The organism is Streptomyces sp. NPDC019224, assembly GCF_040632605.1.
In the GTDB taxonomy this organism is placed as follows: domain Bacteria; phylum Actinomycetota; class Actinomycetes; order Streptomycetales; family Streptomycetaceae; genus Streptomyces.
Genome location: NZ_JBEYCF010000049.1, coordinates 50379 through 58355, shown reverse-complemented (window position 1 = coordinate 58355; position 7977 = coordinate 50379). Strand labels below are relative to the sequence as shown.

At 72.1% G+C, this 7977-nt stretch carries 7 protein-coding genes; 3 read left to right on the top strand and 4 right to left on the bottom strand.

What is annotated here, in order from left to right; genetic code table 11:
- Positions 1-52 precede the first annotated feature (52 nt).
- The 3 genes from ABZ564_RS26085 to ABZ564_RS26075 all read right to left on the bottom strand — a co-directional run bounded on the left by ABZ564_RS26085 (position 53) and on the right by ABZ564_RS26075 (position 2341).
- Entirely contained in the window at positions 53-787 is a 735-nt protein-coding gene (locus ABZ564_RS26085; protein ID WP_360861041.1) for an FCD domain-containing protein, read from the bottom strand.
- A gap of 81 nt (positions 788-868) precedes the next feature.
- Positions 869-1912, bottom strand: coding sequence for a S66 peptidase family protein (locus ABZ564_RS26080; RefSeq protein WP_360861039.1), 1044 nt, complete (start codon positions 1910-1912; stop codon positions 869-871).
- Positions 1913-1921: 9 nt separating this feature from the next.
- Positions 1922-2341 carry a DUF4440 domain-containing protein gene (locus tag ABZ564_RS26075; protein WP_360861037.1) on the bottom strand — a complete coding sequence of 140 codons (420 nt, stop codon included), beginning with the start codon at positions 2339-2341 and terminating at the stop codon, positions 1922-1924.
- Positions 2342-2710: 369 nt separating this feature from the next.
- On the opposite strand from ABZ564_RS26075, the gene ABZ564_RS26070 reads away from it, so the two are divergent.
- The 3 genes from ABZ564_RS26070 (at position 2711) to fusA (ending at position 6411) form a co-directional block, all read left to right on the top strand.
- Positions 2711-3613: a DUF2510 domain-containing protein gene (locus tag ABZ564_RS26070; RefSeq protein WP_360861035.1), complete on the top strand. Its 903-nt coding sequence runs from the start codon at positions 2711-2713 to the stop codon at positions 3611-3613.
- Between the two features lie 104 nt (positions 3614-3717).
- The gene (locus tag ABZ564_RS26065) at positions 3718-4005 is read left to right on the top strand and encodes a hypothetical protein (RefSeq protein ID WP_360861033.1); all 288 of its coding nucleotides are present in this window, start codon (positions 3718-3720) and stop codon (positions 4003-4005) included.
- Between the two features lie 315 nt (positions 4006-4320).
- Positions 4321-6411, top strand: coding sequence for an elongation factor G (gene fusA, locus ABZ564_RS26060; protein WP_360861031.1), 2091 nt, complete (start codon positions 4321-4323; stop codon positions 6409-6411).
- Positions 6412-6462: 51 nt separating this feature from the next.
- Here fusA and ABZ564_RS26055 read toward each other — a convergent pair whose 3' ends face one another.
- On the bottom strand, positions 6463-7908 hold the full coding sequence (locus ABZ564_RS26055) for a glyceraldehyde-3-phosphate dehydrogenase (protein ID WP_360861029.1): 1446 nt from the start codon (positions 7906-7908) through the stop codon (positions 6463-6465).
- Between the last annotated feature and the right edge of the window lie 69 nt (positions 7909-7977).

Here is a 7977-nt window from a genome sequence, read left to right as displayed (position 1 = left end):
GACACCCCTTCCGGAAGGGGTGTCGGCGCGGCGGCTCTTCGGGGCGTACGGGTCAGGAATCGGGGGCCGGTTCGTCCACGAGGGTGCCGTGCAGGCCCCTGATGTGGGTCTCGACCAGGTCGGCCGCCCGCTCCCCCTCGCCCGCACGCACCAGCCGCAGCAGCTCGGCGTGGTCCGCGTTGAGTGCGGCGGCGGTGGCCGGCCAGTCGGGCTCCGCCTCCAGCGCGCGCAGGATCAGCGGCCGGACGGACTCGCGCACGGCGGAAGTGAGCGTGGAGGTCAGCGCGTTGCCGGAGCCGCGGGCGATCCGGACGTGGAACCGGGTGTCCAGCTCGTTGAACTCGGGCACCCCGACCCCCGGCGCCCCCATGCGTACGACGAGCTCCTCGGCCTCGTCGAGATCGGCCGGCGCGGCGTGGCGGGCGGCCGCCTCGAAGCTCGACCGCTCCAGCACGACGCGGGCCTCCAGCATGTCCCCGAGGCTGTAGCTGCCGAGGGCGAAGTGGAGCCGGAGCAGCCGGCCGAGCGCGTCGTCGGGGTTGCGGACGATGCGGGCGCCCGCGTCCGGGCCCCGGCCCGGCTGGGCGACCAGCACGCCGATGGTCTCCAGCACCCGCAGCGCCTCGCGGAGCGCGGACCGGCTCACGCCGAGGACGGGGGCGAGTTCCCGTTCGGGCGGCAGGCGGTCACCGGCCTTGAGATCGCCGGCGAACACCCGCTGCTCGATGCTCTGGAGCACCAGCTCGTGTGTGCGCGACTGCCGTACGGGCTCCCAGTCGACGGGCATGGGCCATCCTCTGTTCCGGTCGGAACATCCCACTATGTCACACACGGTATGTGGTCGGACCACAACCCGGAGGCCGCCCCGTCAGTACGTCACGACGATGCGCCGCTCCACACCGTCCACCCGCACCTTGCCGCCGAACGGGATGATCACCTGCGGGTCCGTGTGGCCGCAGTCGACGTCGAAGACCGCCATGGTGTCGGGGGCGTACTCGGCGAGCGCGCGCAGCACCGCCTCCCGCTGCTCCCGGCGGTACACCGCACCGGCGTCCGCGTCGAGCGGCTGATCGAAGGACCAGTTCTTGGCCCGCCCCATCAGCAGGGCGGGGAAGCGCCGCAACAGTCCCCGCTCCCCCATGTTGCGCAGGATGCGGTAGACCTCCTCGGCGCCGGGCAGCTCCTCGGAGGTCTCGAGGAACAGGACGCGACCGTCGTACGCCTCGGGCGGCTGGATCTCGCGGTCGGCCATCAGCATCCAGCCCAGGATCTCCAGGTTGCCGCCCCAGCCGGCACCCTCGACGACCCGGCCGGCGTTGTGCCAGGTCCAACCCTCGGCGGGAAGCAGATCGGGCTCGTGGTCGAAGGTGCGCGGGTCCTCCCAGCGCCGGTTGACGCTGCCGCTCTCCTTGGCCGGGGTCAGCTCGTACTCGCCATGGGTGAACAGCGCCGCCCGCAGGGACTCGGCGGTCAGCGGGTGCAGGGCGCCGGGGCGGCCGAGCTCGCACATGACGGACGCGCCGTGATAACCCACGATGCCGAGGCGGTCGAGGAGGACCAGCAGGTTGGTGTTGTCGCTGTAACCGAAGAACGGTTTGGGGTGGGCCCGCAGGAGTTCGCGGTCCAGGTGGGGCAGCACGGTGATCTGGTCGTCGCCGCCGATGCTGGATATGACGGCCTTGATGTCCGGGTCGGCGAACGCGGCGTGCAGGTCGGCGGCGCGCTCCTGCGGGGTGGAGCCCATCTTCCGGGTGCAGGAGTACTCCACCGGTTCCAGGCCGAAGTCCTCGCGGAGCCTGCGCAGACCGAGTTCGTACGGCAGCGGAAGGATGCCGGGCAGTCCGGACGAGGGGGAGAGCACGGCGACGCGGTCGCCGGGCCGGGGCTTGGAGGGGTAGCGCGCAGGTGTCATCCGGTGAGCCTATGCAGCGCCCCCGGGGCTGTCCGCCGGTTTTCCCCCGGTGGCCCGCGCCGGGCCGGCCGGGGTGCCCTGGTGGAAGTACATCCGCCATTGCTCACCGGTCCTGCGCCACAGCGAACTGCGCCTGAACAGCAGGCCGTCGCGCTCGGTGACGTACGTCAGGTGGACCAGGTCCGGGGCGAGCAGGGTCCCGGACAGCTCGAAGACCTCCGGGCCGGGGTCGTCGTCCTCGACGGCGGAGGTGACGGCGAGGACGGAGCCGCGGTCGTAGCGGCGGCCGGACGCGCCGAACTCGGTGAACTCCGGGTCGAGCAGTTCCGTCACCGCTTCGGGCGAGGCCCGTACCTCTGGGTCGAGCAGCCGCAGTTCGCCCGCCATGGCGGCCCGCACGGCCCGCCCCTCCTCGTCGCTGAGTTTCATGCGACCCGACCTTACGTCGGCGGGGCGCGTGCCGTCAGACCAGGACCAGCAGGTCCATCCAGCTCCCGGCGGGCCGGTCCGGCTCCTGTTCCGCCGTCGTCCGCAGCCGGCGCATCCCGCGCTCGAACCGTCGTCCAGGCACCGCAGCTCGGCGTCGGTCTCCCGCCTGATCCGGTCGGCGAACGGGTTGCGGATGAGCAGCGGGGCGCCGGGCTTCAGCGCCCTGCGCAACTCCCGGGCGGTGGCGGATGCCGGCGACCACCCCTCCCTTCGTCCGGACCGAGAGCGGTGAGGATCGGCTGGTCGCCCGCCGGGAGATCAGGCCACCCGGTTCATAGGATTCTCAGGCAACCCGGATACGGTGTCGGCGTGACCCAGACGAGCCCGCCCGGCTGGCATCCAGACCCCGGGTATACAGGATTTGGCCCCCGCCACGAGCGCTGGTGGGACGGCACCCAGTGGACCGACCACCTGCGCGTACCGCCGGCGGCCGCCCGCAGCCGACGCATACGCGTCGGCGCCGGTATCACCGCGGCCGTGGTGGTGCTCGCCGCCGTCGGGGGCGGTGTCTATCTGCTGACGGACGACTCGGACGGCAAGAACGACACCGTGGCCTCCGCCCCGTCGGCGTCCCCCTCCCCCGGGCCCGGCCGGCAGCGCGGCGGAAACGGTGACGACGGGGGCGCCGGCGGCAACAGCGGTGGCGGCAGTGAGTCACCGGAGCAGGGGCAGCCGGAGATCGAGGACGGTTACGCGACGGACCTGGCCAGCGGCATCAGCATCCCGGTGCCCGACGGCTGGAAGGGCGAGTCGGGCATGGGCGCCGGGGTGACCACCGGTTCATACGCCTGCCCCGGCGACACCGACCAGCAGTGCGTGCGCGGCGGGGTGTTCTCCGCCCCCGCCGAGGCGCTCAAGCTGACCACCAAGACCGCGAAGGCCACAGCCGAGAAGGACATCGAGGCCAACGCCGACCAGTCCTACGGCGAGGCGATCTACGGCGGCATCACCTCGCACGAGGAGCTGAAGTCCGAAGCGGTCACGGTGGCCGGACAGCAAGGCTACCGGGTGCGCTGGAAGGTGGTGACGAAGAACGGCGACGACGGCTACGTCGAGTCGCTGGCCTTCCCGTCCCCGCTCGCCAAAGACAGACTGATCGTGATCCGCTCGGGCTTCGACATCAATGCCAAGGCGCCCTCGCTGTCCGTCCTGGACGAGATCACCAAGGGCATCAAGGCGGCGTCGGGCGGGGGTTCCGGCACCAAGGCCTGAGCGTCCGGAGGCCAAAGCGAGCACGGCCCGGGTGAGTATCCGGGCCGTGCGGTCTGAGTACGCCGCCCGATCCCGGGCCGGGGCGCCCCCGCTGAAATGGGGTCATGGCTCCCGACGCACAGCACCCCCGCATGCGGCACGTCACCAGTGCCGGCGCCACCCTGGCCCTCACGCTCGCCCCGCTCGTGATCGGTGTCCTGTTCGCGCGCACGATGGCCCTGGACCCGCACACACCCGTGAACGCCCTGATCACACGGGGAGGCCGGGGCGCGGGCCCGTCCCCCGCGGAGTGGCGCGGCTGCGGCCGGAACGCGCTGCGGCGGTGCCGGAGCGCCTGCCGGCCGCTCGCCCGGCCGAAAAACCGGTTCCCCCGCGTACGTCGCCTTCCCTAGACTCGCCCCACACCGCGTACCGGCCCTCCGCCGGTGCGCCCGCCGTGACCATCGAGGGGAGACCGCCGTGCGTCAGCGCACCGCCGCCGTCGTCCCCCCGTCGCGGTTCGAGGTGATCCTGGTGTCTTCCGCCGCCCGGAGCCGGCTGCGCGGCCGGCCCCGGCCTCTGTGACGAACGCCCGGAATCCACACGCCTTCTGACTGATCGTCACCCCTGCACGTACGGGGGGCGACGGGCTCCGCGGGCCCCCTCCGGGCCGCTTCGTCCGGGCATCGCGCCGTCTTCTTCCGGATCATCCCGAAAGGCCACCGGCCGTGCGTACCCACCAGCACCGTTCCCTCGTCGCCGCTCTCGGCACCGTCCGCAACCTGGGCATCCTCGCCCACGTCGACGCGGGCAAGACCACCGTCACCGAGCGCATCCTCTACACCACCGGCACCACCCACAAGCGCGGCGAGGTCCACGACGGGACGACCGTCACGGACTTCGACTCCCAGGAACGCGACCGGGGCATCACCATCTTCGCCGCGGCCGTCAGCTGCACCTGGGCCGGTCACCGGATCAACCTCATCGACACCCCGGGGCACGTCGACTTCGCCGACGAGGTCGAACGTTCGCTGCGGGTGCTCGACGGCGCGATCGCGGTGTTCGACGCGGTGGCCGGAGTGGAGCCGCAGAGCGAGTCGGTGTGGCACCAGGCGGACCGCCACTCCGTCCCGCGCATCGCCTTCGTCAACAAGCTCGACCGGGCCGGCGCCGACCTGGACACCGCGGTCGCCTCGATCCGGGAGCGGCTGCACACGGTCCCGCTCGTCGTCCAGCTGCCCATCGGGCGGGAGGACGCCTTCCGCGGGGTCGTCGACCTGCTGCGCATGCGCGCCCTGGTGTGGGCGGACGGCGCCGACGCGTACGAGGAGGGCGAGGTGCCCGCCGAGCTGCGCGAGGAGGCGGCCCGGCGCCGTCGGCTCCTGGAGGAGGAGGTGGCGGAGCTGCACCCCGGCGCCCTGGAGGAGTTCTGCGTACGCTCCGAGCTCTCGGAGGAGACGCTGGCCGGGGCGCTGCGCGAGCTGACGCGGACCGGTGAGGGGGTCGTGGTGCTGTGCGGTTCGGCGTACCGCAACCGGGGCGTCGAGCCGTTGCTGGAGGCGGTCGTGGCGTATCTGCCCTCCCCCGCCGACGTGCCGCCGGTACGGGGCGTGCTCGACGGGGCGGTGCAGGAGCGGGCCGCCGATTCCCAAGGGCCGTTCGCCGCACTGGCGTTCAAGGTGAACGCGACCGCGACGGGCCGGCTGACGTATCTGCGCGTGTACTCGGGAACGATCGGGAAGGGGGAGACGGTGCTGGACGCGGGCACCCGGCGCAGGGAACGCGTCGGCCGCATCCTGCGGGTCCGGGCGGACCGGCATGTGGATGTGGACGCGGCGGTGGCCGGGGACATCGTCGCGGTCATCGGCCCGAAGACCGTCCGTCCGGGCGCCACCCTGTGCGCGCCCGACGCCCCGCTGGTCCTCGAACCGCCCTCGGTGGCCGATCCGGTCGTGTCCGTGGCGGTGGAGGCGCGGCGGAGCACGGACACGGAGCGGCTGATGGCCGCCCTGGTCCGGCTGGCCGAGGAGGACCCGTCGCTCGTGGTGCGTACGGACGCCGAGACCGGTCAGACCGTTCTCTCGGGCATGGGCGAACTGCATCTGGAGGTGGCCGCGGAGAAGATCCGCCGTGACCACGGTCTGGATGTGCGGGTCGGCCGGCCGCAGGTCGCGCACCGGGAGACGCTGGTGCGCGGGGTGTCCGGACTGGTCTACCGGCACGTCAAACAGGACGGCGGGGCAGGGCAGTTCGCGCATGTCGTCATCGACGTCGAACCACTGGAGGCCACCGGCGGGAGCGGCGAGGAGGCGGCGGAGTTCGCGTTCCGTTCGGCGGTCGTCGGCGGCCGGGTGCCGCAGGAGTACGTGCGGGCGGTCGAGGCGGGCTGCCGGGACGCGCTGGCGGAGGGTCCGCTCGGCGGGAATCCGGTGACCGGGGTGCGGGTGACGCTGACCGATGGCGCGACGCATCCGAAGGACTCCTCGGAGATGGCGTTCCGCACGGCAGGGCGGTTCGCGCTCCGGGAGGCACTGCGGGCCAGTGCGATGGTGCTGCTCGAGCCGGTGGTCGAGGTCACGGTCACCGTGCCGGACGACGCGGTCGGCGGGGTGCTCGGCGACCTGGCCGCCCGGCGCGGCCGGGTGTCCGGGTCGACCACGCGGGGCGGCGCGGCGGTGGTCACGGCGACCGTTCCGCTGGCCGAGCTGTTCGGTTACGCGACCCGGCTGCGGAGCCGGACGCAGGGCCGGGGGACGTTCACCGCCCGGGCCACGGGTTACGCTCCCGCGCCCGGGGTCACGGCCTCCGGGACCGCCTGACGGAGCAGGTCCCGCCCGCCGGGCCGGCGGGCGGGACCTGACTGCCGCGCCTCAGGCGGCCGGCACCGGGAAGGTCGGGTACTCGACCCCGGAGACGTACTGCACGACCCGGATGACCTGGCACGAGTAGCCGAACTCGTTGTCGTACCAGAGGTAGAGGATCGCGTTGTCGCCGTCGACCTGGGTGGGGCCGGCGTCGACGATGGAGGCGTGGCGCGAGCCGATGAAGTCGCTCGACACCGCGTCGGGGGCGGTCGTGAAGTCGATCTGCCGTTTCAGCGGGGAGGTGAGCGACACCTCGCGGAGGTGGTCGAGGACCTCGTCGCGGGTGGCCTCGCGTCCCAGCTTCAGGCTGAGGATGGCGATCGAGACGTCCGGCACCGGAACGCGGATCGAGCTGCCCGTGATCGTCGCCTTCAGGTCGGGGAGGGCCTTCGCCACGGCGGAGGCGGCGCCCGTCTCGGTGATGACCATGTTGAGCGGCGCGGAGCGGCCCCGCCGGTCGGAACCGTGGTAATTGTCCAGCAGGTTCTGGTCGTTGGTGAACGAGTGGATGGTCTCCACGTGTCCGCGCAGGACCCCGTACTCGTCCGCCATCGCCTTCAGCGGCGGCACGATCGCGTTGGTGGTGCAGGACGCACAGGAGATGATCCGCTCGTCCGGCTTGATCATGCCGTGGTTGACGCCGTGCACGATGTTGGGGACGTCGCCCTTGCCGGGCGCGGTCAGGACGACCTTGGCGATCCCCGGCCGCAGGTGCTTCGAAAGGCCCTCGCGGTCACGCCACTTGCCGGTGTTGTCGATGAGGATGGCGTCGTCGATGCCGTAGGCGGTGTAGTCGACCGAGGTCGGGTCGTCGGAGTAGATGACCTGGATCTCGTTGCCGTTGGCGACGATCCGCTCGTTGGCCTCGTCCACGGTGATCGTGCCCTGGAACTGGCCGTGGATGGAGTCGCGGCGCAGCAGCGAGGCGCGCTTGACGATGTCCTGGCCCGCACCCTTGCGGACCACGATGGCGCGCAGCCGCAGGCCGTTGCCCGAGCCCGCCTTCTCGATGAGCAGCCGGGCCAGGAGGCGGCCGATGCGGCCGAATCCGTACAGGACGACGTCGCGCGCCTCGCGGCGCTCGATCTTGTCGTCCCCCGTGGCGCCGGCGACGGCCTCCGCGGCGAACTCGGCCGCGGTGAGGCCGCGGTCGTCGGCCTTGTGCAGGGCGGCGAGCATGCCGATGTCGATCTGGGAGGGGCCCAGGTCCAGGGTGGTGAGGGCCTGCAGGAAGGGCAGGGTCTCGGTGACCGAGAGCTCCGCGCCGTCGATCTGCCGGGCGAATCGGTGGGTCTTGAGGATGCTCACCACCGATTTGTTCACCAGCGAGCGGCTGTGCAGGAGGACGGTGACGTCCCGCTCGCGGTGCAGCTTCCCGATGATCGGAATCATCGACTCCGCGATTTCCTCGCGGTTCTTCCAGTTGGTGAACGCGTCGTCATTGACAGTCACAGGTTTATCTTTCGAGCTAGGAGGCGCTCATATGGTAACCGGATCTTCGTTCGACCCCTCCCCCGGCCC